Source organism: Pseudomonas endophytica, assembly GCF_001411475.1.
In the GTDB taxonomy this organism is placed as follows: domain Bacteria; phylum Pseudomonadota; class Gammaproteobacteria; order Pseudomonadales; family Pseudomonadaceae; genus Aquipseudomonas; species Aquipseudomonas endophytica.
In genome coordinates this window covers 1-25,917 of the sequence record NZ_LLWH01000146.1, presented here as the reverse complement: position 1 = coordinate 25,917, position 25,917 = coordinate 1, and the positions used below count along the sequence as shown (strand labels likewise).

Annotated in this window: 24 protein-coding genes and 2 pseudogenes; 10 read left to right on the top strand and 16 right to left on the bottom strand. The window is 57.4% G+C overall.

Features of this window, described 5'->3' with window-relative positions; genetic code table 11:
• Positions 1–23: 23 nt before the first annotated feature.
• The 14 genes and pseudogenes from AQS70_RS10190 to ehuR form a co-directional block, all read right to left on the bottom strand.
• Entirely contained in the window at positions 24–887 is an 864-nt protein-coding gene (locus tag AQS70_RS10190; RefSeq protein ID WP_055102664.1) for an amidohydrolase family protein, read from the bottom strand.
• Positions 888–1,000: 113 nt separating this feature from the next.
• Positions 1,001–1,885, bottom strand: a complete 885-nt coding sequence (locus AQS70_RS10185; protein ID WP_055102663.1) for a LysR family transcriptional regulator — start codon at positions 1,883–1,885, stop codon at positions 1,001–1,003.
• 48 nt (positions 1,886–1,933) lie between these two features.
• Positions 1,934–2,836 (bottom strand): NAD(P)-dependent oxidoreductase, encoded by a 903-nt coding sequence (locus AQS70_RS10180; RefSeq protein WP_055102662.1) that lies wholly within the window; start codon positions 2,834–2,836, stop codon positions 1,934–1,936.
• Positions 2,833–3,921, bottom strand: coding sequence for a 4-oxalomesaconate tautomerase (locus tag AQS70_RS10175; protein ID WP_055102661.1), 1,089 nt, complete (start codon positions 3,919–3,921; stop codon positions 2,833–2,835). Before AQS70_RS10175 ends, AQS70_RS10180 begins: the two co-directional genes overlap by 4 nt.
• Positions 3,922–3,926: 5 nt before the next feature.
• Complete coding sequence (locus AQS70_RS10170; protein ID WP_055102660.1) at positions 3,927–4,643, bottom strand: 4-carboxy-4-hydroxy-2-oxoadipate aldolase/oxaloacetate decarboxylase; 717 nt, start codon at positions 4,641–4,643, stop codon at positions 3,927–3,929.
• Positions 4,640–5,374 (bottom strand): 4-oxalmesaconate hydratase, encoded by a 735-nt coding sequence (galB, locus tag AQS70_RS10165; RefSeq protein ID WP_055102659.1) that lies wholly within the window; start codon positions 5,372–5,374, stop codon positions 4,640–4,642. The genes AQS70_RS10170 and galB overlap by 4 nt, the downstream gene beginning before the upstream one ends.
• Before the next feature lie 281 nt (positions 5,375–5,655).
• Complete coding sequence (locus AQS70_RS10160; protein ID WP_055102658.1) at positions 5,656–7,041, bottom strand: aspartate aminotransferase family protein; 1,386 nt, start codon at positions 7,039–7,041, stop codon at positions 5,656–5,658.
• Positions 7,042–7,052: 11 nt separating this feature from the next.
• Positions 7,053–8,525 (bottom strand): NAD-dependent succinate-semialdehyde dehydrogenase, encoded by a 1,473-nt coding sequence (locus AQS70_RS10155; RefSeq protein WP_055102657.1) that lies wholly within the window; start codon positions 8,523–8,525, stop codon positions 7,053–7,055.
• Positions 8,526–8,670: 145 nt separating this feature from the next.
• Positions 8,671–9,150: an Lrp/AsnC family transcriptional regulator gene (locus tag AQS70_RS10150; RefSeq protein WP_055102656.1), complete on the bottom strand. Its 480-nt coding sequence runs from the start codon at positions 9,148–9,150 to the stop codon at positions 8,671–8,673.
• 51 nt (positions 9,151–9,201) lie between these two features.
• Positions 9,202–10,203, bottom strand: coding sequence for a N(2)-acetyl-L-2,4-diaminobutanoate deacetylase DoeB (gene doeB / locus AQS70_RS10145; RefSeq protein WP_055102655.1), 1,002 nt, complete (start codon positions 10,201–10,203; stop codon positions 9,202–9,204).
• A gap of 3 nt (positions 10,204–10,206) precedes the next feature.
• Complete coding sequence (doeA, locus tag AQS70_RS10140; RefSeq protein ID WP_055102654.1) at positions 10,207–11,397, bottom strand: ectoine hydrolase DoeA; 1,191 nt, start codon at positions 11,395–11,397, stop codon at positions 10,207–10,209.
• A gap of 42 nt (positions 11,398–11,439) precedes the next feature.
• Positions 11,440–12,432, bottom strand: a complete 993-nt coding sequence (eutC, locus tag AQS70_RS10135; RefSeq protein ID WP_055102653.1) for an ectoine utilization protein EutC — start codon at positions 12,430–12,432, stop codon at positions 11,440–11,442.
• Between the two features lie 36 nt (positions 12,433–12,468).
• Positions 12,469–13,440 (bottom strand): hydroxyectoine utilization dehydratase EutB, encoded by a 972-nt coding sequence (gene eutB / locus AQS70_RS10130; protein WP_055102652.1) that lies wholly within the window; start codon positions 13,438–13,440, stop codon positions 12,469–12,471.
• Positions 13,441–13,473: 33 nt separating this feature from the next.
• Positions 13,474–14,790: pseudogene (gene ehuR, locus AQS70_RS10125) on the bottom strand (MocR-like ectoine utilization transcription factor EhuR); the annotation flags it as partial.
• 280 nt (positions 14,791–15,070) lie between these two features.
• On the opposite strand from ehuR, the gene ehuB reads away from it, so the two are divergent.
• The 4 genes from ehuB to ehuA all read left to right on the top strand — a co-directional run bounded on the left by ehuB (position 15,071) and on the right by ehuA (position 18,189).
• Positions 15,071–15,928 carry an ectoine/hydroxyectoine ABC transporter substrate-binding protein EhuB gene (ehuB, locus tag AQS70_RS10120; RefSeq protein ID WP_055102651.1) on the top strand — a complete coding sequence of 286 codons (858 nt, stop codon included), beginning with the start codon at positions 15,071–15,073 and terminating at the stop codon, positions 15,926–15,928.
• 73 nt (positions 15,929–16,001) lie between these two features.
• Positions 16,002–16,661 (top strand): ectoine/hydroxyectoine ABC transporter permease subunit EhuC, encoded by a 660-nt coding sequence (gene ehuC, locus AQS70_RS10115; protein WP_055102650.1) that lies wholly within the window; start codon positions 16,002–16,004, stop codon positions 16,659–16,661.
• Positions 16,658–17,314: an ectoine/hydroxyectoine ABC transporter permease subunit EhuD gene (ehuD, locus tag AQS70_RS10110; protein WP_055102649.1), complete on the top strand. Its 657-nt coding sequence runs from the start codon at positions 16,658–16,660 to the stop codon at positions 17,312–17,314. Before ehuC ends, ehuD begins: the two co-directional genes overlap by 4 nt.
• An 80-nt stretch (positions 17,315–17,394) precedes the next feature.
• Positions 17,395–18,189 carry an ectoine/hydroxyectoine ABC transporter ATP-binding protein EhuA gene (gene ehuA, locus AQS70_RS10105; RefSeq protein ID WP_055102683.1) on the top strand — a complete coding sequence of 265 codons (795 nt, stop codon included), beginning with the start codon at positions 17,395–17,397 and terminating at the stop codon, positions 18,187–18,189.
• Between the two features lie 171 nt (positions 18,190–18,360).
• Here ehuA and hrpB read toward each other — a convergent pair whose 3' ends face one another.
• Positions 18,361–20,880 (bottom strand): ATP-dependent helicase HrpB, encoded by a 2,520-nt coding sequence (gene hrpB, locus AQS70_RS10100; RefSeq protein WP_055102648.1) that lies wholly within the window; start codon positions 20,878–20,880, stop codon positions 18,361–18,363.
• Positions 20,881–20,975: 95 nt separating this feature from the next.
• On the opposite strand from hrpB, the gene AQS70_RS10095 reads away from it, so the two are divergent.
• Positions 20,976–21,395: a hypothetical protein gene (locus tag AQS70_RS10095; protein WP_055102647.1), complete on the top strand. Its 420-nt coding sequence runs from the start codon at positions 20,976–20,978 to the stop codon at positions 21,393–21,395.
• Between the two features lie 13 nt (positions 21,396–21,408).
• The gene (locus AQS70_RS10090; RefSeq protein WP_055102646.1) at positions 21,409–22,305 is read left to right on the top strand and encodes a cation diffusion facilitator family transporter; all 897 of its coding nucleotides are present in this window, start codon (positions 21,409–21,411) and stop codon (positions 22,303–22,305) included.
• A 60-nt stretch (positions 22,306–22,365) separates the two neighbouring features.
• Here the strand turns inward: AQS70_RS10090 and AQS70_RS10085 are convergent, their stop codons facing one another.
• Positions 22,366–23,283 (bottom strand): DUF6515 family protein, encoded by a 918-nt coding sequence (locus AQS70_RS10085; protein ID WP_055102645.1) that lies wholly within the window; start codon positions 23,281–23,283, stop codon positions 22,366–22,368.
• Between the two features lie 231 nt (positions 23,284–23,514).
• Between AQS70_RS10085 and AQS70_RS10080 the strand changes: the two genes are divergently transcribed.
• From AQS70_RS10080 to AQS70_RS24295, 4 genes and pseudogenes are all read left to right on the top strand, one after another.
• A complete protein-coding gene (locus AQS70_RS10080; protein ID WP_055102644.1) occupies positions 23,515–24,543 on the top strand; it encodes an RHS repeat-associated core domain-containing protein in 1,029 nt (342 codons plus the stop codon).
• Between the two features lie 141 nt (positions 24,544–24,684).
• On the top strand, positions 24,685–25,044 hold the full coding sequence (gene tnpB, locus AQS70_RS10075) for an IS66 family insertion sequence element accessory protein TnpB (protein ID WP_007247730.1): 360 nt from the start codon (positions 24,685–24,687) through the stop codon (positions 25,042–25,044).
• A gap of 18 nt (positions 25,045–25,062) precedes the next feature.
• A pseudogene (locus tag AQS70_RS10070) lies at positions 25,063–25,461 on the top strand (transposase domain-containing protein); the annotation flags it as partial.
• Between the two features lie 5 nt (positions 25,462–25,466).
• On the top strand, positions 25,467–25,562 hold the full coding sequence (locus tag AQS70_RS24295; RefSeq protein ID WP_156355123.1) for a hypothetical protein: 96 nt from the start codon (positions 25,467–25,469) through the stop codon (positions 25,560–25,562).
• The last annotated feature ends 355 nt before the right edge of the window (positions 25,563–25,917 follow it).

Here is a 25,917-nt window from a genome sequence, read left to right as displayed (position 1 = left end):
GCAACGTTATGAGTCAGTTTCGTTTAGCGGCCGTATAGCTTCATCGGGTTATCGACCAGCAGCTTTTGACGCAACTGTGGGTCAGTACAGAAGTCGCACATGAGATCGACCAACTCGCCATCATTCGGCATGTCCTTGGTGATGTTGGGATGAGGCCAGTCGGTGCCCCACAGAACGCGTTCAGGAGCGATCTGAATCAATCGTTCTGCGAACGGTACGGCGTCATGGAATGGACGTCGGCCTACGGATACTCGCTCAGCACCACAGACCTTGACCCACGCAAGGGGGTTTTCCATCAGTTGCTGCAGCGCTTCAAAGGATGGCTGCTCAATGCCTTCCTGAGCCTTTACCCTGCCCATGTGGTCAATGATGAAAGGCACAGGAATGCGCGTCAGCCTGTCGGCATAGGTCAGAATATCTTGAGCATCGAGGTGCAAGACCACGTGCCATCCAAAATCGGCAAGACGGTCAACCGTGCTGTCGAAGACCTCCAAGTCTGGAGCGCCGCCCAGATGCGCAACGAAGTTGAAACGCACGCCGCGTACACCGCCAGCGTCCATCTCGGCGAGCTGTTGATCAGTCTCGCTGCCGTCAACAATCGCCACGCCTCTGTAACGCCCTTCACTGCGAGCAATCGCGTCCAGCATTGCGCGATTATCAGTGCCATGACAGCTGGCCTGGACAATCACACCGCGGGAGAGCCCCAAATGATCATGCAACGTCCGCAGTGTCTCAAACGGAGCATCCGGCGGGGTATAACTGCGATCGGCGGCAAAAGGAAATTCAGCCGCCGGGCCAAACACGTGGCAATGTGCGTCCCACGAGCCCTCTGGTAACAAATGCTTTGGTTTGACTGGATTAGCGTCAGGGGCGAGGCAGGTTTTCATCTCGTGTCCTTTAGTTATTGTTAGCGAATCGTTAGCCCGATGGTGGGCGCCCCTACGCTATGCAACAACCGGATACAGGCTCTAGCAGTTATGCTGTTTTTGCAATTCTCGACTTACTCCGTGCAGATCTCGCGGACCAGAGCCATTGTCTGCTCTGCCAGTCGAGACAGCGGGCGCTGCTCGAATGTGGCGACAAACAAATGGGTCTGAATAGAAGGATCAACAATCTGTGCCGTTTTCAGCCCTACAAGTTTTCCGTCGCTATTGGCTAAAGCCGAGCGAAATAGGATGCCGTACCCCATGTCGAGGTTGATCAACTCGAGCAGCGACGGAATGCTGTCGATCTCTAGGCTGATATTCAAATTGATATCATGACGTGACGCTTCGCTTTCGATCAGACGACGCAGCGAGTGAGGTTCGCTGGGGGTAATCAAAGGGTAGTGCCCTAGATCTTTCATCGGTACCTGGGCAGGCAGGTCTGAGTGTTGGCCACCAATGAGCATCAGAGGCTCTGAATGGATATGTTCGTATTGCAGTTGAGCGTTGTGGCCAGGATTAAAAAGCAAAGCAAAATCCAAACGCCCCAAAAGTAACCACTCGCGCATTGAATGCGTCAGGCCTTCTTTGATACCCAAAATGCAATTAGGAAAGTGCTCACGAAAGGCTGATACCAACGCGACGGTATGGCATCGGGAAATACTGGGAGGCAACCCTACAACTACTTTGCCAGACAACGTGTTGCGTTGTTCACGCAGGTCTTCACGAGCGACCTGAACCTGTCGAAGGATACCTTTGCCATGTTCAAAGAAGCGTTGCCCGGAGGCCGTTAGCAAGACCCCTCTACCGTTGCGAAGCAGTAGATGCTCTTGTAGCTCGACTTCGAGCTGTCTGACCTGACGGCTGACGACTGACTGAGAAATGTTCAGCACGGCTGCCGCTTTGGTAAAGCTTCCAAACTCGGCCACCCGTACAAAACATTCGAGCTGTTTTAAATCCATAAATGTAACTCTGGGAAAACGCCATGTTATCGCTTTTTCCGTATTGCCCTAACGAACGTTCGGCCTGCTGTACAACCGATCAATCAGGTTTATCCAATCGAACGGCTCGAGACTCGGATAATCAATATCCGCGCTCTGCATTGCATCGACCAGTCCGCGTTGGGTTTCGACAATGGCTTGACTCATGCTTGGGATAACATCGACATCGCGAGAGGTTTTTGCCACCTCTTTCATTTCTTCAGAGCGACGCCGACCGTGTTCTGCCACGCGACTGATCAAGTAATGAGGCAATGCGCCGTTCCACCCCATTTGCGGGAAGCTCTGGTGCAATGAAGCCAGCACTTCGTCCTCGGCGCGGTACTGGCGAGCGGTACTCAGGCACTCTGTGGTCAATGCCTCTAGGCCTTTGATCATGATGCTGCGGCACATTTTAATGGCTGACGCCACGCCCACTACGTCAGCCACTACACGAACGTTCATTCCCAATTCGCCCAGTAGTTGACATACCTGCTCAGCACGCTGGCCACCCAACAAGATAGGGGTTTTCAAGCGCTGTGGAGGAATAGGCGCCATGACCGCTGCATCTACGTAATCGACACCGCAGTCTTGCAACGCGGCAGCTGAAGCGCGCTTCGTCGAAGGCGCCACCGAGTTGATGTCTATAAACAGTTGGCCCTGTCGCATTAGGGGCGCTGACTGTAATGCGACCTCAAGGGCGTTGTCCGCTGTGACGGCCGACATCACCCACTCACCTAACGCAATTGCCTGAGATGCACTCTCGCAAAGTTGAACGCCACATTGATCTGCCTTTTCGAGTAACGCGGTACGCTTGTCCGGGTTATTAAAAAGATGATCATACGCGTAGATCTTCATACCTTTTGCAGCGAGATCTTGACCCAAAATCGCGCCCGCTTCACCGAATCCGATCAGCGCTAGGGAAGTGATTGTCATGCGTTCACCGATTTTGACCCTATATCACCCGCAATCATCACGCTGCCTTCAAACAACAGTCGGGCCGTACGCACAAGTCCGCAACCGGCCAACTGCCCCTCGCTCATACGCAACTCGACGGTGAACTCTCCCGTTGGATGCTCGACCGAGACTCGCACTCGGTCGCCACTTCCCACCTGAGCCAGAGTGCTCGCGACAGTACCGGGAACCTGACAGGCAGAGGCTACGCTCACAGCGCCAAACACACCGATTGAGACGTGGCAACGATGCGGAATGAAGGTACGACTGCAAATAGCGCCGCCGTAACGAGGCGCCGAAATCAAGCACATCTTGGGAACAGTCCGCTCTTGGACGTCGCCTAAATTCATCAAGGGACCGGCTTGCAGTCGGATCGACTCCAACAATACCTTGAGCTCGATATTGGCCTCCAACTGCTCTGGGCTTTCGTAACCTGTGCAGCCCACATCGTCAGCCCTGATCAACACTACAGGCATGCCATTGTCGATACACGTCACGTTGACACCCTCGATCCGATCAACGGCATTACCTGTGGGTAACAGCGCTCCGCAGCTGGAGCCGGCAATATCTTCGAACTCGACAATGAGTGAACCACCCGTTCCCGGCACGCCATCTATACGCGTGTCACCGGCATACTCGACAAGGCCACCAGGAGTTGGAACATAAGCCACTGCGGTCTGGCCGGTATTGACCATGAAGATCCGCACGGGCGTCAGCGATTCATCAGCGCTGATCAACTCGCGCTCAATCGCAAAAGGGCCAACTCCCGCGAGGATGTTTCCACAGTTTTGGCCGTAATCAACGTGCGCCTGCTCGACTGAAACCTGAGCAAACAGGTAATCGACATCAGCGTCCGGGCGTTCCGAGCGACTGATGATCGCGACTTTACTGGTCAGCGAGTCTGCTCCACCAATACCGTCTATCTGCCGCGGATCGGGCGAGCCCATGACAGCCAGCAATACTTTGTCGCGCAACGGACCTGCGCAAGGTAGATCTTCGGCTAGGAAGTAAGCGCCCTTGGAAGTGCCTCCACGCATCATAAGACACGGAATTCGGGTCTGGCGCATGACGGTCATCCTTGCAGGTCAGAGAGGCTGTCGTAATAGGTCAGGCCGCGGTCGACGAGCTTCTGACGCATCTTGTAGATGTCTAGACCCAGTTCACCTGCAGCCAGTCGCAGACGCTTCTCTTCTTCAATGCGCGAGCGCTTTAGGCTGGCCTCATAGACGCCTGCCAACTCTTCGCGACGGACAATAACAACGCCATCGTCGTCAGCGACAACTACGTCACCCGGCTCGACCAGTTGCCCCGCGCACATGATCGGTACGTTGACCGACCCCAGCGTTTCTTTGACCGTGCCTTGGGCATGAACAGCTCTCGACCACACCTTAAAGCCCATTTCACGCAACGTTCGGGTGTCGCGTACGCCAGCATCAATAATCAAGGCACGGACTCCGCGGGCCATCAATGACGTGGCGAGTAAGTCGCCAAAATAGCCATCGGTACACGGCGACGACGTAGCAACCACCAAAATATCGTCGGGCTGGCACTGTTCTACTGCCACGTGAAACATCCAGTTATCGCCCGGTGCAACCTGCACGGTCACCGCCGTGCCGGTGATGCTCTGGTCACGCTGGATTGGGCGAATGGCCGCGCTCAGTAGACCTTTACGGCCTTGGGCTTCATGCACGGTCGCTACCCCGAAGCGATCCATTGCTTGGATCAACTCTGTGTCGCCGCGGGGAATGTTGCGCACCACAATGCCGGGCTTCCCAATTAATGTACTCATGCCAAGTTCCCCGTCACCCGCGGAAAGATGCTTTGGAAGCCTTCGGCGTAAACGATGTTGCGAGTGGAGGCGATACCTACGTTGCGTTTGGCCTGCACGCCACGCTGCAAAGCGACGCGGGTGTAGTACTCCCAAAGGTGCTCTTGGCCCGCCATGCATTGGATGGCGGCATACTTTTTGTCCCAAACGTCAGTGATGTCCAGCAAGACATCCGGACGCCACTCGCATTGCTCGGGCTGGTGAGGTTCGAAGCTGTATACAGGTGGCGCACCGACGATCTTTTCACCAGGTTTGTAACCCTCGGCTTGAGCAATGATACGAGCCTCCTGGGTCAGGTTCATCGCCAGCGGGTGATCGTAGTTGTAAGGGTCTTTGATTGAGTGGCTGAGAACGAACTCCGGTTGCACGCGGCGAAATACATCGGCCAGTCGGAACAACGTCTCTTTGTCTACGCGCATCGGGTAATCCCCGATGTCGAAAAATTCAACGCTCGCACCAAGAATATCGGCCGCAGCCTGAGCCTCGCCGCGGCGTGCGCTCTTGACCTTGTCCTCAGACATATCGCCTTTGCGCCAGAGCTTGGCCGACTCACCCCTTTCGCCATAAGAGAGACAAACGATGTGCACGTCGTATCCCTGCTGGGCATGCAGCGCAATTGAGCCGCCAGCGCGCCAGACGAAATCGGCAGAGTGGGCGCTGACGACCAGTGCAGTTTTTTTTGTATTGTTCATTTAAAAGGCTCTTCTTGTTCCTATCGGGTAGAGCCTACGTTCGCACCTAGGATTGCTGGTGAATAATACGTTCACTTGCATGAGGTATGCATTTTACTTATCGGGGCTTTTCACCCTAGCGACCATCTCTCTATTAACAGCCTCAATTTCTCGGTTTAACCCTGGCCGTCGCCTCTGCCATTAAAGGGTCGGTTGGTCAGGCGTTGACTCTGTGTAAAAAGGCCGCCCGATCACTGATCGGACAGCCTTTTTGTTGGGGGCGAATGTTCAGACCCGAAGCGTCAGCCCAGCACCTCATTGGCTACGTGGTCAACCGCACTTTTGGTGATTTCGACGATCAAGTCGGCCTCTTCCTCGGACAAGATCAACGGTGGTGCGAAGCCTAGAATGTCGCCATGGGGCATCGCCCGGGCAATCATGCCGCGCTCAAGACAGGCCGCTGACACTTTCGGGCCGACCTTCAAGGCCGCGTCGAACGGGGTACGCTGCTCACGATCCGCCATGAACTCAACGGCAGCCAGCATGCCGTCGCCGCGAACTTCACCCACCAGCGGATGGCCTTCCAGCGTTTCGCGCAACCGACGGTTCAGGTAGCTGCCGACCTTATCGGCGTTGGCCGTCAGGTTTTCCCGCTCGATAATATCGAGGTTGGCCAAGGCGGCGGCGGCACAAATCGGATGCCCCGAGTATGTCCAGCCGTGGCCCATGGCACCTTGGGATTCGGAGGCTTTTTCAATCACGTTCCACACTTTTTCACCAACGATCACTGCCGACAACGGCGCATAGGCGCTGGTCAGACCTTTAGCGGTGGTGATCAGATCCGGGCGCATGCCGTAACGCTGGCTGCCCATCTTCGAACCCAACCGCCCGAAAGCGCAGACCACTTCGTCGGCGATCAGCAACACATCGTATTTGTTCAGCACCGCTTGAATCGCAGCCCAGTAGCCGGCCGGAGGAACGATGATCCCGCCGGTGCCCATCAGCGGTTCACCGATGAACGCAGCCACGGTGTCCGGCCCTTCGGCCAGGATCATTTTCTCCAGTTCGTCGGCGCAATAGCGCACGAACGCCGCTTCGTCCATACCGGTCGGCGCCTTACGGTACCAATGCGGACACACGGTGTGCTTGATGCCTTCAGCCGGCAGGTCGAAATGCTGATGGAAGCTCGGCAGGCCGGTCAGGCTTCCGGTCATGATGCCCGAGCCGTGGTAACCGCGATCACGGGAGATAATTTTCTTCTTCTGCGGGCGGCCCAGTACGTTGTTGTAGTAGCGCACCAATTTGATCTGGGTTTCGTTGGCATCGGAACCGGACAGGCCGTAGTAGACCTTTTTCATGCCCTCGGGCGCCCAGTCGATGACGCGGCTCGACAGCTCGATGATCGCTTCGGTCGAATGGCCGACGTAGGTGTGGTAGTAGGCCAATTCCTTAGCTTGCTTGTAGATTGCATCGGCGACTTCGGTGCGACCGTAGCCGATGTTTACGCAGTACAGGCCGGCAAAGGCGTCGATGAATTCGCGGCCCTCATGATCGCGAATACGAATACCCGACGCACTCTTGATGATGCGCCCCTTGAGCGCACCGCTGGCATGGTCATGGGCATGGGTGGACGGGTGCATGAAGTGTGCACGGTCTTGTTCGAACAACGAATCGAGTTCTTGGCTCATGGCGGATCTCCTCAGAACTGGCCTTGATGGTGCAGGCAAAAGTATTTGGTTTCGACAAAGGCTTCGAAGCCCTCGGTGCCGCCCTCGCGGCCCAGCCCCGAGGCTTTCATGCCTCCGAACGGGATCGGATGGCCGGTAAACTTGACGCCATTGACCGCGATCATGGCGTGGTCGAGACGGCGAATCAGGGGGTAGATCAGGTCCAGCCGGTTGGAACAAATGTAGGCCGCGAGACCGTATTCGGTGTCGTTGGCCATTTCGATGGCCTGCTCAGGGGTGTCGAAAGGCATGACGCCAGCGATCGGCGCGAAATTTTCTTCGCGGTAGATACGCATCTGCGGCGTAACGTCGGCCAGCACTGTCGGCTGGTAGAACAACCCGCCGAGGGCGTGCGTCTCACCGCCGACCAGCCGTTGAGCACCAAGCTGTAGGGCGTCTTCGACGCGCTCGGCCGTAACATCGAACGCCGCCTGATGCATCAACGGGCCGATGTCGACGCTTTGCTCCTGATCACCGACCAGCGCCGGGCCGACCCGTAGCTGGCGCACCGCAGAGGCAAAGCGGTTGAGAAACGCCGGGTAAATCGAACGCTGCACCATGATCCGGTTGGCCGCGCAGCAATCCTGGCCGGAGGTCTGGAACTTGGCCTCCACCGCGACTTTCACCGCCAGGTCCAGATCGGCATCGGCGCAGACTATGAACGGCGCGTTACCGCCCAGCTCCAGCGATACCTTCTTCACATCCTGGGCCGCCGTTTGCAGGACCAATTTACCGACGCGGGTTGAGCCGGTGAAGCTGACCGAACGAACGCGAGTGTCCTGCACCAGGGTTTGCATGGCCATTTGCGGTTCGCCGAACACCACGTTGAACACGCCTGCCGGGAAGCCCGCTTCCTCTGCCAGTTGCGCCAGAGCCAATGCGGAAAACGGTGTTTCATGGGCCGGTTTGATCACCACAGTGCAACCGGCAGCCAGTGCCGCGGCGGCTTTGCGGGTGATCATCGCCGAAGGAAAGTTCCACGGGGTCAGCAGCGCACAAACGCCGACTGGTTCCTTGACGGTGCCCAAGTGCGCGCCAGGGATATGACTGGGGATGTTCTGCCCGTAAAGACGCCATGCCTCTTCCGCAAACCAAGGAATGAAGCTCGCGGCGTAGGCTATTTCGCCGCGTGACTCGGCCAAGGGTTTACCTTGTTCCTGACTGAGGATGCGGGCTAGGTCTTCCTGATGCTCAAGGATCAACGCCGCCCAGCGCCGCAGAATCGTTGCGCGGGTATCGAGGCTTTGTTCACGCCATGCCGCAAACGCCCGGTGTGCTGCATCAACGGCGGCGGTGATCTGAGGCTGATCGAGCATCGGCACATGACCCATTAACTTCTGATCGGCCGGATTGTGCACGGCGACGCTGTTGCCGCTCTCACTGTGCACCCAATGCCCGTCTACGTAGCAAAGTGCTTTGAACAACAGCGGATGTTTGTATTTCATGGCGTTCACTCCAAACTCTGTGCGTGAGTCCATGCTAGGGCAGTGCAGCCCAGGTGATTTGGCGTTTGGCGGGGCGTAACTACAGGTTTTTTCTGATTGAACACCGGCAAACAGGGGCTTTTTGCGGTGAAGCTTTGGCGTCGGTTTATAGCTCCTGCGCCAGCTCGGCTGGCAAGACACCCCCAGTCTTTATGGTTTTGGTGACGATGTAAGTGAAGTAGCGCTCGATGCCCAGGTCATCGAGCAACAGCTGGTCGATAAACCGCTGGTAATGGTCGATGTCCGGCGCTTGGATCATTGCCAGGTAATCAACGCCGCCACCCGTGGCGTAACAGAACGCCACTTCGGCGGCTTCGTTCATGCGGTGCTCGAAACGTCGCATGTCCTGCGCGGTGTGCCGGGCCAGCGTAATTTCCACCAGCACTTGCTGGCTTTTGAATACCGCGTTCCAGTCGATCTGCGCTCGGTACCCTTTGATCAGCCCAAGTGCCTCCAGCTTGCGAACCCGCTCCCACGCCGGGGTCACCGAAAGATTGATCGCCTCGGCCAGGCTCGACTTGGTGATCCGACCGTCTTCGGCGAGTATTCGCAGAAGTTTCAGGTCATAGCGATCGAGCTTGTACATGGTCCGTGGGCCTCCGGTTGATTAGAGAGGTTAGGCTGGAACAATGACCTGTCAGGTCAATACATCGGCGATGACTGCAACAGTGTCGCCGCACTGCACCAACCCGGGAAAATGCCGCGCAGCCAGTAAACCACTGCGGGCCGCGCGATATTCCACCGGGGCGACGCCGCTGCGGGTAGCGTCGTAAACGCGGGCGATCACTTCGCCCTTGCTCACGTTGTCACCCAGATCGCAGCACATTTCCAACAAGCCGTCGTGTTCGCTGGCGATGAAGCAATTGGCATCGGGCATGTCGAGCATGATTGACCTCGTGGTCTGGATCTCACCTTCGAGAATCCCCGCATGCACCAGCAGATTACGCACCCCGCGCTCGGCAATCGCCACGCTGCGTGCTGTGGACGAACCACCGCCACCCAATTCGGTCGTGACAAAGACTTTGCCCTGACGCTCGGCGGCAGTGTCGTACATCGCCCCGGCATCGAGTTCCAGCATGCGCATGCTGTAGGGAGCATTGAAGGCGCGCATGCCGGCTTCGCATTGCGCCTGCTGATTTTTGTCGGGCAGCACATGGCAAGCCGCGAAAGGCAGGAAATCCAAGGTGCGGCCACCGGAATGGATGTCCAGCACGATGTCCGCCAAGGGCAATAAGATCCGATTGAAGTAGTCGGCGATTTTCTCGGTCACGGTGCCGTCCGGCTTACCGGGAAAACTGCGATTGAGATTGCCCTTGTCGATCGGCGACGTGCGCCGACCCGCATGGAACGCCGGGGTGTTCATGAACGGGACGATAATCACCCGCCCCGTGACCTCGGCAGCCGTCAGACCTTGGGCCAGTTTGCTCAGTGCTACCGGGCCTTCGTATTCATCACCGTGGTTACCGCCGGTCAGAAGCGCGGTCGGCCCCTGACCGCGCTGAATCACTGTGACCGGAATCATCACCGCGCCCCAAGCCGAGTCGTCCCGGGAGTACGGCAATTTGAGAAACCCGTGTTGCACGCCTTCGCGGGCAAAATCCACCGTGGAGCTGATCGGATTGTCGGGTAATTCGCTCATGGCTCAGTCCTTCACGAACAGTTGGCGTGGCACGTTGCACAGCGTCTCGACGCCGGTCTCGGTGATCAAAATGCTTTCGGTGATTTCCAGCCCCCAATCGTCCATCCACAGGCCCGGCATAAAGTGGAAGGTCATGCCCGGTTGCAACACGCTGGTGTCGCCGGGACGCAGGCTCATGGTGCGTTCGCCCCAGTCTGGCGGATAACTGATCCCGATCGGGTAGCCGCAACGGCTGTCCTTGTGGATGCCGAACTTTTCCAACACGTTGAAAAACGCCACAGCGATGTCGCCGGTGGTGTTGCCCGGTTTCGCCGCTTCCAGTCCCGCGGCGATACCTTCAACCACCGCTTTTTCGCCGTCGAGGAAGTGTTGTGGAGGTTTTCCCAGGTAGATCGTGCGCGACAACGGGCAGTGATAACGCTTGTAGCAACCGGCGATTTCAAAAAAGGTCCCGGCGCCTTTTTCGAACGGCGAATCGTCCCAGGTCAGGTGCGGCGCGCTGGCATCGGCACCGGTCGGCAATAGCGGCACGATGGCCGGGTAATCGCCACCATGGCCATCAGCGCCGAGGATCCCGCTGCTGTAGATTTCAGCCACCAGTTCATTTTTACGCATGCCCGGTTCGATCCGTTCGAGGATCCGCCCGTGCATGTTTTCGACGATGCGCGCAGCGATGCGCATGTAAGCAATTTCTTGCGGCGACTTGATCGCCCGCTGCCAGTTCACCAACCCGACCGCGTCGATCAGCTTGGCCTGCGGCAGGTTTTTGTGCAGCGACAAATACGCGGCAGCGCTGAAGTAATAGTTATCCATTTCCACGCCGATGGTCAGCGCGTCCCAACCCCGTGCACTGATGACTTCCTGTGACAGGTAATCCATCGGATGGCGTTCCCGGGACTGCACATAGATGTCCGGGTAACCGACGATGTTCTCGTGCTGCATGAACACCGTGCGCTTGGCACCGTTGGCGTCTTGTCCTCGACCGAACCAGACCGGCTCGCCGTCGAGCGCCAACAACACGCATTGGTGGACGTAAAACGACCAACCGTCATAGCCGGTCAGCCAGGCCATGTTCGACGGGTCGGTGACCAGCAACAGCTCGATGCCCTGAACCTGCATGGCCGCTCTAACCTTGGCCAGACGCTGGGCGTATTCCTCCCGTTCGAACGGGAGATTGACGACTATCTGAGACATGCACATGTCCTCTGATAAATGACGCACGGATGAAAAAGTGAATTAGCTGCCGAACTGAAAGCCTTTGCCGACCGCGCGAGCGCGCTCGAAAGCCAGATTGGCCATGGCGGTGTCTTGCGCACCGGTTCCGGTGAGGTCACACAAGGTGACTTGCGCATCGCTGGTCCGCCCTGGGCACTGGCCCGCGAGTACTTGCCCCAATTCGACCAAGTTCGATTCGTCGGTAATAACGCCGGCCGCTAGAGCGTGATGCAACTCGCCGAGGATTCGTGTTTGGCTCAAGCGATCCGCCACGTAGCGGTCGACCTGCGCCAGCGCCAAGGGGGATATTTCGTTTTTGTGCTCGGCGTCCGAGCCCATGGCAGTGATGTGCAAGCCGGGATGCAGATGGCGCGCTTCGATCAAGGGTTGGCGGCTCGGGGTGCAGGTGATTGCAATGTCCACGCCGGTCATGACCTCGTCGATGCTCGCGCAAGGAGTGACCGTCAGACCTCTGTCGCGCGCCAGCTTGGTGCTGAAGTCTTTGGCCTTGGCGTTGTCGCGTGCCCAGACTTGAACGAATTTAATCGGCCGAACCAAACGCAACGCCTGAAGCTGCAACGCGGCCTGCTCGCCGGTACCGATCAGCGCCACGCTACGACTGTCGACTCGGGACAGAGCACGCGCTGCCACGGCTCCCGCCGCAGCTGTGCGTACAGCGGTCAGATAACCGTTGTCCAGCAGTAAGGCGTCAAGCAAACCGGTATGCGCCGACAGCAACATCATCATGCCATTGAGGCTAGGTAGACCGAGTTTCGGGTTGTCGAAAAAACCCGGACTGACCTTGATCGCAAAGCGCTCCAAGCCCGGCAGGTACGCAGTCTTCACGTCCACTTCGCCATTGTGCTCGTGGATGTCCAAACGCAAGATCGGCGGCATTGCCACCGCTGCCGTGGCCAGCAGCACAAAGGCTTGTTCGATGGTGTCGATGCTCGGCAAGTCTAGTGCCACACAGGCACGCAGATCCGCTTCGCTCAATAAGGCGATCTCACTCATCGGTGCGACACTCCATTCAGTTTTTATTGTTGGGGTTCACGCATCTGCGCCAGCGAGGACCCGCAGGTGCTGGTCGATATCAACGTTCCGGCCGCTGACCACCACCACGATCGGCCCGCGCGGCTCAATCAATCCATCAAGCAACGCGGCAATCCCGACCACGGCCGCGCCTTCCAGCACCAGACGCTCTTCGCGATAGGCATGGCGCAGGGCACTGGCGATGGAAGTCTCGCTGAGCAAATGCAGGTGGTCACACAGATCGCGCGTCATGTTGAAGGTGTAACGGTTGTTCAGGCCGATGCCACCGCCGAGCGAGTCGGCCAGGGTCGGCAGCTCTTCGACTTCCACCGGATGCCCAGCTGCGAGGCTCGCGTGCATGGCTGCACCGCGTTGCATGCTGATGCCATGGGTGATGATGTTCGCGCTGACGCTTTTTATCGCCAGCGTTACCCCGGCAAACAAACCGCCGCCGGACAATGGCACGAGGATTTGTTCCACGTCAGGTTGCTGCTCGAGGATTTCTAGCCCCAGCGTGCCCTGCCCGGCGATGATGGCCGGGTGATCAAACGGCGGCAGCAATGTCGCGCCTTGCTCGTTGGCGACCCGTTCGGCTTCACGCTGGGCGTCGTCTTGAGACTGACCGACGATGCACACCTCAGCGCCCAGATCGCGAATGGCTTGAACCTTGTTCGCCGGCACCAGATGCGACAGGCAAATCGTCGCCTTCACGCCTTGTCGGGAAGCGGCATACGCTAGGGCACGACCGTGATTGCCGGTCGACGCCGCCACCACGCCCCGCGCTTTCTCCTCGGTGCTCAGCTGCGCCACGGCATTGCTCGCGCCGCGCAATTTGAAACTACCGGTGATTTGCTGGGATTCGAGTTTGAGGTACACCGCCACGCCCAATCGCTGCGAGAGGCTGGGCGAATATTCCATGGGGGTACGCCGGACAAGCGATTCGATGCGCTGACGAGCGAGGTAAACATCATGTAGCTGCAACGATGACATGATCGCGTCCCGACTGTGGTGTTAGCCGCAGCGGCATGCGGCGCCGACACAAATCCTCACCGCTCGAGCCCGAGGCGTGCCACGCACGGTGAACGGGTCAGGCGACGTGACGGCAATGTGCCGCTGACGCAGGGTCCGTACGAGGCTGTCGACCTCCCAATGCGGGGGAATGCCGACCCACGCATTCAGTGCATGAGGATGCTGGCCGAGCAAGTACTCGCCCAGGTATTCGCTGACCATCGCCTGACGGCCGGCCAACAGTTTGCGCTGCAAACATACGAGCGTGTCGGCGCGACCGTCACGAATCCAGCGCGCGGCGATTTCGGAGACCATGGGCGTGGCCATCCAGCTGTTGACCCGCAAGATACTCTCGGTACGCAACGCCAGACGCTTGGGCACCACCAGATAGCCGATGCGCAAACCGGTCAGCACCGACTTGGTCATGCTGGTGCAATAGAACGACAGTTCTGGCAGGTAATGGCTGATCGGCGGCGCGCGATGTTCATCCAGCAACGGGCCGTACACATCGTCCTCAATAATGTGCACGCCGAAACGCCGGGCGATGTCAGCAATCTCTCGCCGACGACTGTCCGGCATCAGGCTGGTGGTCGGGTTGTTCAGGTTTGGCGTGCACACCAGCGCGGTGATGCGCTCGTTGCTGCACATGTCTTCGAAATGTTCCGGGTCAATGCCATAACGGTCCATCTCTAGGCCTTTGAGGGTGAACCCCAACACCTGAGAGTTGCCGATCACCCCGTGATCGGTGACCCCTTCGCAGAGCACTACATCATCGGGGCCTGCCAGAGACGCCAGCGCAAGGAAGATGCCGTGAGCCGCGCCGTTAGTAATCAGGATGTCATCACGCTCGACCCTCAGCCCTTGCCGTCCGATCCAGTGCATGGCCTCTACGCGGTGCGACTCGAAACCGGCAATCGGACGAAATGCGTGGATCCACGGCTGATCCTCTTCCGTGCTTAGCTCGCGGCAGATGTCACGCCAATACTGGTCGTGCTCGCGGGTATGCAGGATCCGTGTGATGGAAAAATCCACCAGCGCCCGTTCGGGGCTATCGAGAATATAGGTCGCCACTCGATCGCTCATGCGCCGCGACACAAAGCTGCCTCGCCCGACTTCGCAACGCACTAGCCCCTGACGCTCCAGCTCTTTATAGGCGTTAGTGACCGTCTGCACGCTGATGCCCATGGCATCGGCAACGTGCCGCTGCGGTGGCAGGCGCTGATCATTGGTCAGGCCACCCTGTTCGATATCGTCGGCAATCGCCTGCACCAGAATCTTGTATTTGGACTCGCCGCTGCGGGCGATTTCCAGTGCTGCTTTCCACTTATCCATCAGCGCTAAAATCCGAGTCGATGCTTGTCGGGACAGCATCCCGCGAGAGTCCATGCAAAGCAATTGTCCTAGTGCAATACAATGATGCGCAGAGCTTTTGTATGCTCAGCTCAAGGACGATAGCCGGGCGCATTTCAAGCCCTCACAACACAATAAATCGACCTGTACCGGACTGTGTACCGATCCATCGGATCAGTCCTTGTACGCTTTGCTCTTGTAACACTGCCTCCTACCACAGAGCCGTCACCGACGGTTCAACAAGAAACAGGAGATTTTATTGATGAGCAATTTCCCCTCCCGCAGCCCCCATGCTTTGCGTAGCCTGTTCGTGGCTTGCGCGATGCTCGGCCTAGCCGCCAGCGCCCAAGCCGCTACAACACTGGAAACCATCCAACAGAACAGCAGCATACGTATTGGTTATGCTAACGAAACCCCGTTCGCCTTTACCGAAATCGACGGCAGGGTCACCGGTGAGTCACCGGAAATCGCTAAAGCCATCTTTGCAAAAATGGGCATCAAACAGGTCAACGGCGTGTTGACTGAGTGGGGGTCGTTGATCCCGGGCCTGCGCGCCGGGCGCTTCGACGTGATTGCCGCCGGTATGTACATCACGCCGGCCCGCTGCAAACAGGTGCTGTTTACCGATCCGCAGTATCAACTGCCGGACGCACTGCTGACAGCCAAAGGCAATCCAAAGGCTCTGCATAGCTATCAAGACATCGCCAACAATCCCGAGGTGAAACTGGCGATCATGGCCGGCACGGTGAACCTTGCGTATGCGCGGGATTCGGGCGTGAAAGACTCGCAGATCCTTCAGGTGCCGGACACCACAGCTCAGTTGCAAGCCGTGCGCGCCGGTCGTGCAGATGCCGCCGTGGGCACTCAACTGACCATGAAAAATCTGGCCGCCAAGGGTGGCGAAAAAGTCGAAGCCGTCACCGAGTTCAAGGACGACCCGTCGCACATAGGGTACGGTGCTCTCGCCTTCCGTCCGGAAGACAAAGCCCTACGCGATGCGGTCAACGCCGAGTTGAAAAAGTGGTTGGGCTCCGAAGAGCATCTCAAGGCGGTCGCTCCTTTCGGATTCGACAAATCCAACGTGACAAGCAAAACGGCTGCCGAGCTCTGCGCTCAATAGTCAGTCGAAACAGGCATCGCGTCAGGGCGCGATGCCTATTTACCTGCTTAATCCGGATGGCCAGGTTTAAACCATGGGTGAATTACTTCCGCTATTGATACAAGGTGCCTGGGTGACACTCCAGGTGACGGTCTTAGGTTCGCTGCTGGCGATTGTCACGGCAATTCTCGCGGCCCTTGGGCGCATGTCGCCATGGCGGCCATTGCGTTGGTTTTCCATTGCTTACATTGAAGTGTTTCGCGGCACATCGTTGCTGGTGCAATTATTCTGGCTGTTTTTCGTGCTGCCGCTGCCACCGTTCAACCTTGAACTGAGCCCCTACAGCGTGGCAGTCGTCGGCCTTGGCTTGCACATTGGCGCTTACGGCGCCGAGGTGATGCGCGGCGCGATCAGCTCAGTCGCGAAGGGTCAGTACGAAGCGTCCACAGCACTGAACTTCAGCGGCTTCAAGCGCTTTCGTCGCATTATTCTTCCGCAGGCGTTGCTGGCCGCTATTGCGCCGGGCACCAATCTGCTAATTGAATTGCTGAAAAATACTTCGCTCGTGTCTTTGATCACTTTATCCGATCTGAGCTTCCGGGCACGTCAACTGGATCAGGCGACTTTCCAGACCCTGGAAATTTTCAGCCTTGCGCTGGTGATTTACTTCATCTTGGCGCAAGCCATCAATATCGGCATGCGGCGCATTGAGCGCCATCTGGCTCGCGGGCGGATGCGAGGAGGCCTGTCATGACACTGTTTGACTGGACCTATGCCTGGCAAATCCTCCCCGATTTACTGCGCGCATCGCTTAACACCGTAGGGATTACCCTGATCGGTTTCCTGATCGCCATTGTGCTGGGGCTGTTCTTGGCAATTGGCCGACGCAGCCGCAGAGTCTGGCTATCGTGGCCAGCCACCGGGGTGATCGAGTTCATTCGCAGCACACCGCTACTGATCCAGGTGTACTTCCTCTACTACGTGCTGCCCAACTTCGGCGTCAGCATGAGCGCTCTGCAAGTGGGGGTTCTGGGCATCGGTCTGCATTACGCCTGCTATATCGCCGAGGTGTATCGCGGCGGCCTCGACGCTGTGCCGCGGGCGCAATGGGAGGCGGTCACGGCGCTGAACATCTCCCCGTACAGCGCCTATCGCAACATCATCCTGCCCCAGGCCCTGCGGCCGATCCTGCCGCCATTGGGCAACTACCTGGTGGCGATGCTCAAGGACACGCCGGTACTGTCGGCGATTACCGTGGTGGAGATCATGCAACAGGCTAAGAACATCGGATCCGAGAACTTCCGCTACCTAGAACCGATCACCATGGTTGGTCTGTTTTTCCTCGCCCTGAGCATCGCCTTGGCTTATTTGGTACGGCGCCTCGAACTGCGCATGGAGCTACGCTAATGACTTCTCCACTCTCGACACCCAGCGACCTTTCCCGGCGCAGCAACCTGATCGCGCTGCACTCGCAGGAGGCTACGACCATGCAGGAAACCAAATCGGTCAAGCCGATCGTCAGCTTCCAGGACGTCACCAAGAGCTACGGCAACTTCACCGTGCTTGACCACTTGAACCTAGACGTCACGCCGAGTGAGAAAGTCGCGATCATCGGTCCCAGCGGCTCAGGTAAATCCACACTATTACGGGTGCTGATGACGCTCGAAGGCATTGATGACGGGGTAATCCGCATCGAGGATGACTTGCTAACCCACATGCCCAACCGCAACGGTGTGCTGGTGCCGGCCAATGATCGGCATATCCGCCGGGTGCGCGGCAAGATCGGCATGGTATTCCAGAGCTTCAACCTGTTCCCGCACATGACTGCGTTGCAAAATGTCATCGAAGCGCCGGTGCAAGTCCTTGGCATGAAACCCGCTGAAGCGCGTGAACGGGCGGCAGACTTGCTGGAACTGGTGGGGCTCGGCAGCAAGCTTGGCCATTACCCTTCGCAGCTGTCCGGCGGCCAGCAACAGCGGGTGGCGATCGCCCGGGCACTGGCCATGCGGCCCAAAGTCATGCTGTTCGACGAAGTGACCTCGGCGCTCGACCCGGAACTGTGCGGCGAAGTACTTAATGTGATCCGCAAACTCGGCGCCGAGCACAACCTAACGATGCTGATGGTCACACACCAAATGGGCTTCGCCCGGGAGTTCGCCGATCGCGTGTGCTTCTTTTATAAGGGGCAGATTCACGAACAGGGCACTCCCGCGCAGATCTTTGAACACCCGCAACAGGAACGAACGTGCGCGTTTCTTAGCGCAGTCAAAGAAGCCAACTAACCGAAAGCTCAGCAGGAAGGGCTGTGCTCCAAAAAACAGAAGCAGCGCCGATTAAGACGGCAGCAATGCAGGTGATAAAGGTGGGCTGTAGGAGCTGCCGAAGGCTGCGAGCTTTGGTTTTAAAGATCAAAAGATCGCAGCCTTCGGCAGCTCAGTGTGAACGTGCGCCCCTCACACCTTTCTCGGTTTAACCCTGGCCGTCGCCTCTGCCACTAAGGGGTCGTCTGGCCAGTAATGCTTGGGGTAACGCCCTTTCAAATCCTTTTTAACCTCGGCATAGGTGCTGCGCCAAAAGTTGGCCAAGTCTTGGGTCACTTGCACCGGGCGTCGGGCAGGCGACAGCATATGCAGTTTGACCACTTGCCGACCGCCCGCAATGCGCGGGGTATCCGAAAGGCCGAACAACTCTTGTAGACGCACCGCCAGAATCGGCGGTTGCTCGCTGTAGTCCAACCGCACTGAGGAGCCCGACGGTACTTTAATGTGCTGCGGCGCCAGTTCGTCGAGACGCTGAGGCAGGGGCCATGCCAACACGTTATGCACAATGCTGGACAGATCGAGATTGGCAAAATGACTGAGTCGCGACACCCGCCCCAAGTAGGGCCTCAGCCAGGTTTCAAGCCCAGCCAGCAACGCCGCATCGCTCACGTCTGGCCATTCGCTCTGGCTTTGGCTATCCAGATCAAGCTGACGCAGTAAGGTCACACGCGCTTGCCACTGCCGCAACTCAGGCGTCCAAGGTAATAGCTCCAAGCCTTTGCGCCGCACCAAGTTGACCAACGCCTGTGTCCGCGCCGCTTCGTCCAAGCCGTTTAATGGCTCACGACTGAGCACCAGTTCCCCGACCTTGCGCTGACGTTCGGCACGCAGTACGCCTTCGCGTTCGTCCCAATCAAGTTGATCGACGCTGCTGACTTGCTCGCTGAGCACGCCGTCCAGTAACGCCGGATCAAACTCAGCGGCCAGATAGATGCGCTCTTCACGCTGGCCCTGTCGGCTGCCCAAATCGGCGATGACCAGCCACGGTTGTTTCATCAGCCCATCGACTTCGCTGAACAGTGCTGCCCGGCCATTGGCCAGCCGGTACTCTGCACCCCCCGGCTTGCGCTGTTGCGCGATTCGGTCGGGATAGGCCAGCGCCAGCAAAGCACCCAGCCAACGCGGATGTTCCGGGTCGGCAACCGGCTGGGTCGGTTTGCCGCGCATGTAGCCTTGATATTGTCGGGCCAATTGTTTGGCTCGCTGCACACCGCCCTGCCCACCTCGCGTCACGCGGCTTTCACCCGACAGTAAGGCCAGACGGCTATGCACGTCAGCCCCAGCACCGCGCAAAATATCGCGCTCACCCAATAAAGCGGCCACATCGCAGGCCATCATAGTCAGCCCCAACTCTTGCCCACGCAGCAGCAGGTGAGCAATGCGTGGATGAGCCGGGAGTTCGGCCATTGCCTCGCCATGGGGTGTTAGTTTTTGCCCACGCAGGGCACCCAAACGCTCCAATAATTGCTGAGCCTGTGCATAACTGGCCGTAGGGGGCACGTCGAGCCAGATCAGTTCCCCCGGGATGACACCCCAACGCGCCAGTTGCAACGCCAGGCTTGCCAAATCGGCTTGGAGGATTTCAGCGCTGCCATACGCCGCCAACTGCGCGTGCTGGTCTTCGGACCACAGTCGATAACACACGCCCGGTTCCAGTCGCCCAGCACGGCCTGCCCGTTGTGTGGCACTGGCACGCGAGATGCGTTGGGTGTCGAGGCGGGTCATGCCGCTGCCCGGATCGAATCGTGGAGCCCGCGCCAAACCCGCGTCGATCACCACGCGCACGCCGTCGATGGTCAAGCTGGTTTCAGCGATATTGGTTGCCAGCACTACCTTGCGTAGGCCGTTGGGCGCAGGCTCAATGGCTGCGCGCTGCGCGGTCAGATCCAGCTCGCCGTGCAACGGGCAAAGCGCTATGTCGCGGCGCTCGCCCAGTGCATCCGCCAGTTGTTGATGGACTCGACGGATCTCGGCTTGGCCGGGCAAGAACACCAACACACTGCCGGTTTCGTCATTGATCGCTTCCAACACGGCTTGCACCACGCGCGGCTCGACATACTCGCCCGGCACAAAAGGCCGCCCCCAGCGCATCGTCACCGGGTACATACGCCCTTCGCTGCGCAATACCGGTGCATCGTTGAGCATGCTGGCCAAGCGCTCGCCCTCAAGGGTGGCCGACATCAACAGAATCTTTAGCGGCTGTTCATCGCGAAACAACTCACGACCGTTGAGGCTAAGGGCCAGCGCTAGATCGGCGTCCAGACTTCGCTCGTGATATTCATCAAAAATCAGCAAGCCGACACCTTCCAGCGCGGGATCAGCTTGCAGACGGCGAGTCAGAATGCCTTCAGTGACCACTTCAATGCGGGTATTAGGGCCGATTTTGCTGTCGAGCCGAATTCGATAACCCACGGTTTCGCCGACTTTTTCACCCAGTTCGCTGGCCAATCGCTCAGCCGCGGCGCGTGCCGCCAAGCGCCGGGGCTCCAGCATCACAATGGTCTGACCGGCCAACCACGGCTCATTCAACAGGGCCAACGGCACTCGGGTGGTTTTACCGGCGCCGGGCGGTGCTTCGAGCACGGCTTCGTGGCGTTCGCGCAGGGCTTGACGCAGCGCAGGTAAAACGTCATCAATCGGCAAACAAATCATGGTGGCTCCAGAACAGTGCGGCGAGTATAACGGCGAACTGTTTTTCGTTAAGCGTTAAGCGTGATCTCACTCTTTCAAGCGTCTTCGAGGTTTATATGCGTACATTTACCCGCGTCATTGGCGGTGCTGTGGTTGCGGCGCTGCTCACTCAATTGACCGCCTGCGGCAGTATTTTCTTTCCGGATCGGCGCGGCCAGATCGACGGCAAAATCGACCCCATGATTGTGATTTTGGACGGGATCGGGCTGTTGTTTTATGTGATTCCCGGTTTGATTGCCTTTGGTGTCGACTTTGCCACCGGGGCGATTTATTTCCCGCCGGGCAAAACTGCGCAAATCGCCCCCGAAAAACTCCGTGAAGCCATCGGTGCTGACGGCAAAGTGGATAACAGCAAACTCCAAGCAATTCTTGAAAGTGAACTGGGCGGTAGTTTCCCGCTGAACGATCCGCGCCTAATCCAGCATAAAGGCAGCACCCAACAGTTGGCGATGTACGGCCTCGTACCCGCAGCCTGATTAAGGAAGGCCCATGACCACCCGCCCGGAACACGCTCGCCTGTTACGTCTGGCCACTCGCGCATCGGTGGCTGTGGCCAGTATTTTGATCATTACCAAAGCCATCGCGTGGTGGCTCAGTGGTTCGATCAGCATGCTCGCCGGTCTGACAGACTCACTGCTCGATGGCGTGACATCGTTTCTCAACTTGCTGGCGGTGCACTATGCGCTGCGCCCAGCCGACGACGATCACCGTTATGGGCACGGCAAGGCGGAGTCATTGGCGGGTATGGCGCAAGCCGTGTTTATTGCCGTGAGTGCGGTGCTGATTGCTGTTCAGGCGTTCGACCGACTTAAACATCCCGAACCGGTCGGTGCACCTTGGATCAGCATTGGCGTGATTGTGTTTTCACTGGTGATGACCGTCGGCCTGCTGATCTTGCAACACCGCGTCGTCAAAGCTACAGGCTCCAACGCGGTCCGTGCCGACTCCCTGCACTATCGTTCTGACTTGATGCTCAATGGCAGCATTTTGGTCGCACTGGCATTCGCCGCCGTAGGCTTCCCGCAGTTGGACGCGTGGTTTGGTCTGGGGATCGCGGTGTATATCCTTTGGAGCGCCTTGCTAATCGCACGTGAGAGCTTTGCTGTACTGATGGACCAAGAGTTACCCACTGATGTCAGTGAAAACATGTTGGCATTGGCCTGCGCAGTACCCGGCGTACTGGGCGCACATGATTTACGCACCCGAATCTCAGGCAACATCTGGTTTGTACAACTGCACCTTGAACTGCCAGGCCAGCTTAGCTTGCTGGAGGCTCACACCCTTAGCGACCAAGTAGCCGACGCCATTAAAAACGTCTACCCACACGCTGAAGTGCTGGTGCATGCGGATCCGCAAGAGGTGGTTAAACCTAAAGCAGCGCTCTGATCGCTGCTTTAGGCTACAAACGGCTGTGCAACCCCCCTTCCTGTGAGGCAGCACAACCGCTCAATACGTCACCTGATATCCACGACCGCTCAAGCAATTACCCTGTGCCTGTCGGTAGGTTTGCACCACTGACTGGGCGGGCGCGTAGGCGGCTTGGGCGGGGTCGAAACGGCTCTGGTCAACTGCCCAGCGGTAGCAGTCATAGCGATCCTGATTGATCTGCGCTGGCGTCTGGCCACTAATCGGATACGCCACGACGTCATAGCCATTGTTAGTTGGCTGCGGGGCTGCCTGTACAACCGTCGCCGGTGGCGCAACCACGATGTAGTCCTGAGTCGCCGGTTGATACGCGTAATAGGCACCCGCGGCCAGAAACAGCAACGAGCTACCCACCCATACTTCACGGGCATAGCTGGGTATGACACTGACGCGAATCCCGTAAGGCGGCTGCACCACAACGTAACGCGGGCCTAGTGGACGATACCAATAGCCTGAGGAGAAGAAGAAGTTTTGCCCCCGGTACGGGATTTGATGATATTGGCCTGGGAAGCGATCAATCACATACCCGGGCCGGTATTGCGGGCCATGCCCCCACCCATTGCCATGCCCGTCCGGGCGGCCACTCCAGCGCACATCATTGGGATGCGCGTAGTTAGCGCCGGGCCTGCCGTGTTGGCCACCGGTTTGCCCGTTTTGATTGCCGCCCCAGTGCTGGCCCCGAGTTTGCTGCACGGCATCAGGGCGCGGCTGAATAGCCATAGGCGGTCGATTTTCAGGGTGCTGCTGCCATTGCCCACCACCGGGGCGGCCCTGATGATGCTCACCGCGCGGCTGACCGCCGCCACCTTGCCAGTGTTGCTCTGCATTGGGTCGTGCGGCTTGAGCGTTTCCCTCCCCTCGCTCATCTGCCAAGACTTGGCCGGTGACACTCACACAGAGCAAGCCAACCGTGGCCAAATGCCAAATGCGCGATTTCATGTTATTCCTCACTGGGATTAGGGGCGCGTGATCATAAGACTGAAAAACCCGAAACCGGTTCTGCGCAGGGCAGATGGTTGCGAAACTTTTTTTGGGCTTGTCCACTGGGAAGGGCTAACCCCCTATTCAATCAGACATCTATCCCCCTGAAACCTAGCTGATCTGCTAGCTATACAGACCTGATAAATAAACTCACTGTGATAGCGATGACAATTAAGCTGGAGCCGTCTCATGAACGTACCCACCCCACACACTGCCTCACCTTATTTATACGACCCACTGGACCGTTTGATCAGTGCTCACTCAAGTCAGCGCTTTTACAACGGCTCTCGCATTGCAACAGAGATTCTGGGCGATAGACACTCGTGCTTTTTTGAACAACAGGCCATTCCTCTGGCTGAGTTACACCCCGGTGACGCTGCCACCTTACTGGCCACAGATATGCAAACATCGGTGCTCCACAGCCTTAGCCTAAGCATCGGTCAACCTCAGGCCTACAGCCCTTACGGTGATCGCTCAGCAGTCAGTGGGTTACTTAGTTTGCTGGGATTTAACGGCGAGCGGCCTGATCCCGTGACGGGGCATTATTTATTAGGCAAAGGTCATCGAGCGTACAACCCGATATTAATGCGATTTAACAGCCCGGACAGCTTAAGTCCATTTGGCAAGGGCGGATTCAATGCGTACGCCTATTGCTCAAACAACCCCGTTACACGCCGAGATCCGACGGGAAAAAGTTGGGTTAACAGATTTTTAAAATATACAGTATCCCACATTACAGCTAGCAACCCAGAAGACGCAATATACAAACTAAGAGGACCCTTGGAGGATATTACCTCACATCCAAATTACCCAACGGACAAGGTTCTAGATACGAGTGATTATGATTTTCTACTTAAAATGCATCGCACACCTGCTACGGGAGCGACACTTGAACAAATAGCGAAATACATTAAAAAAACCAATAAAGATATAACTGAGATATCAACTTTAATTAATGCAGAAACAGCACAACTTAATTTTTTTCGTGCACAGCGCTATATCTATTTTAAAAACCTATCGCTAGGCGGTACTGAATCTTGGGCTTACTGGGTGAAAAAAGCAAAGAAAGCCTCTGCACACTTGGAACAACACAAGATACGCATTAAGGAATTATCAACTGCTAACGAAAACAGCTCTCAGCACTTGAAAGCACTCGAAAATAGAATAAATAGCTTGAGCGGCTCAATAACTGAGACCGCAACAAACATTCGAAAATGACATTTTTCAGAACATCAATAGACATATTTATAGCCAGCCTTGAATACTTAAATATCGTAAGCGCTCCATGAACCCCACATTCAAAACCGCTGCTTGATCCCGGATGCTGTGCTCCCGATTTCTTTCGGAGGCCCGCCAACCATGATGCGTCCCGATGCAAAAGTCGAAAAAGTGTATCTGTACCCCAAGCCCGTCGACTTCCGAAAATCCATCGACGGGCTGGCAGCCTTGGTCGAGCTGGACATCAAGGTCGCGGTGTTCGACCCCGTGCTTTTCGTCTTCCTCAACAAACCACGCAACCGCGTGAAGATCTTGTACTGGGAGCGCAACGGCTTCTGCCTTTGGCTCAAGCGCCTGGAGTCTGAGCGTTTCAAAACATCGCCCGATGTGACCGACGAAGCAATTGTCCTGACTGTCCAGGAGCTCAATTGGATGCTCGACGGCTTTGACCTTTGGCGTAACCGTCCCCATCAGGTTTTGACCCCGCGATTCGTGGCCTGATTCAGTATAATCCCGGGCATGAATTTCGTGCCCGACAACCTTCCTGATGATCCTGAATTGTTCAAGCAGATGCTTGCGAAGATGCAGTCCAGGATGGGCGTGCTCGAAGAGCAAGTTGCACTACTAAGGCAGCGCCTGTTCGGCCGAAAATCAGAGCAGGCCGTCGATCCGGCAACGCCTCAAATGGCGCTGTTCAATGAAGCGGAGCACGAGCTCGAGTTGGCGTGCGAGACCACTGAAGAAAAGGTCGTCGCACCCGCAAAGCGCCGTGGCAAGCGTAACCCGTTTCCTGCCGATCTACCGCGCATCGAAGTCATCCACGAACTGCCCGAGCATGAGCTGACTTGTACCTGCGGTTGCCGCAAACACGCCATTGGCGAGGAAATCAGCGAGCAACTTGAAATCGTCCCGATGCAGCGTGGCTGAGCCACGCACTGGAACGCCTGCCGGCGGCCTCATCAGTTGAAGACTACGAAGCGCTACTACCGTGGAACTGCTCGCAGGTATCACCTAGCTAAACGCACCACCCATCATGAAGCTGGTGGGGTTTATGGAGCGCTTACGGTCTAACTACGCGCCATGCTTGGCCCAATAAAAAAGGGCGACCCGTCGGTCGCCCTTTGAATTTTTCTGTCCTGGCTCAACACTTGTAATTTTAGCTCACCTCACTCATCCGCAAAAACTTGGCCGGAAACACACACAGAGCAAGCCAATCGTGGCCAAACGCCAAATGCGCGATTTCATGTTATGCCTCACTCAGATTAGGGCGCGTGATGATAAGACTGGAAAACCCGAAACCGGTTCTGCGCAGGACAGATGGTTGCGAAACTTTTTTTGGGCTTGTCCACTGGGAAGGGCTAACCCCCTATTCAA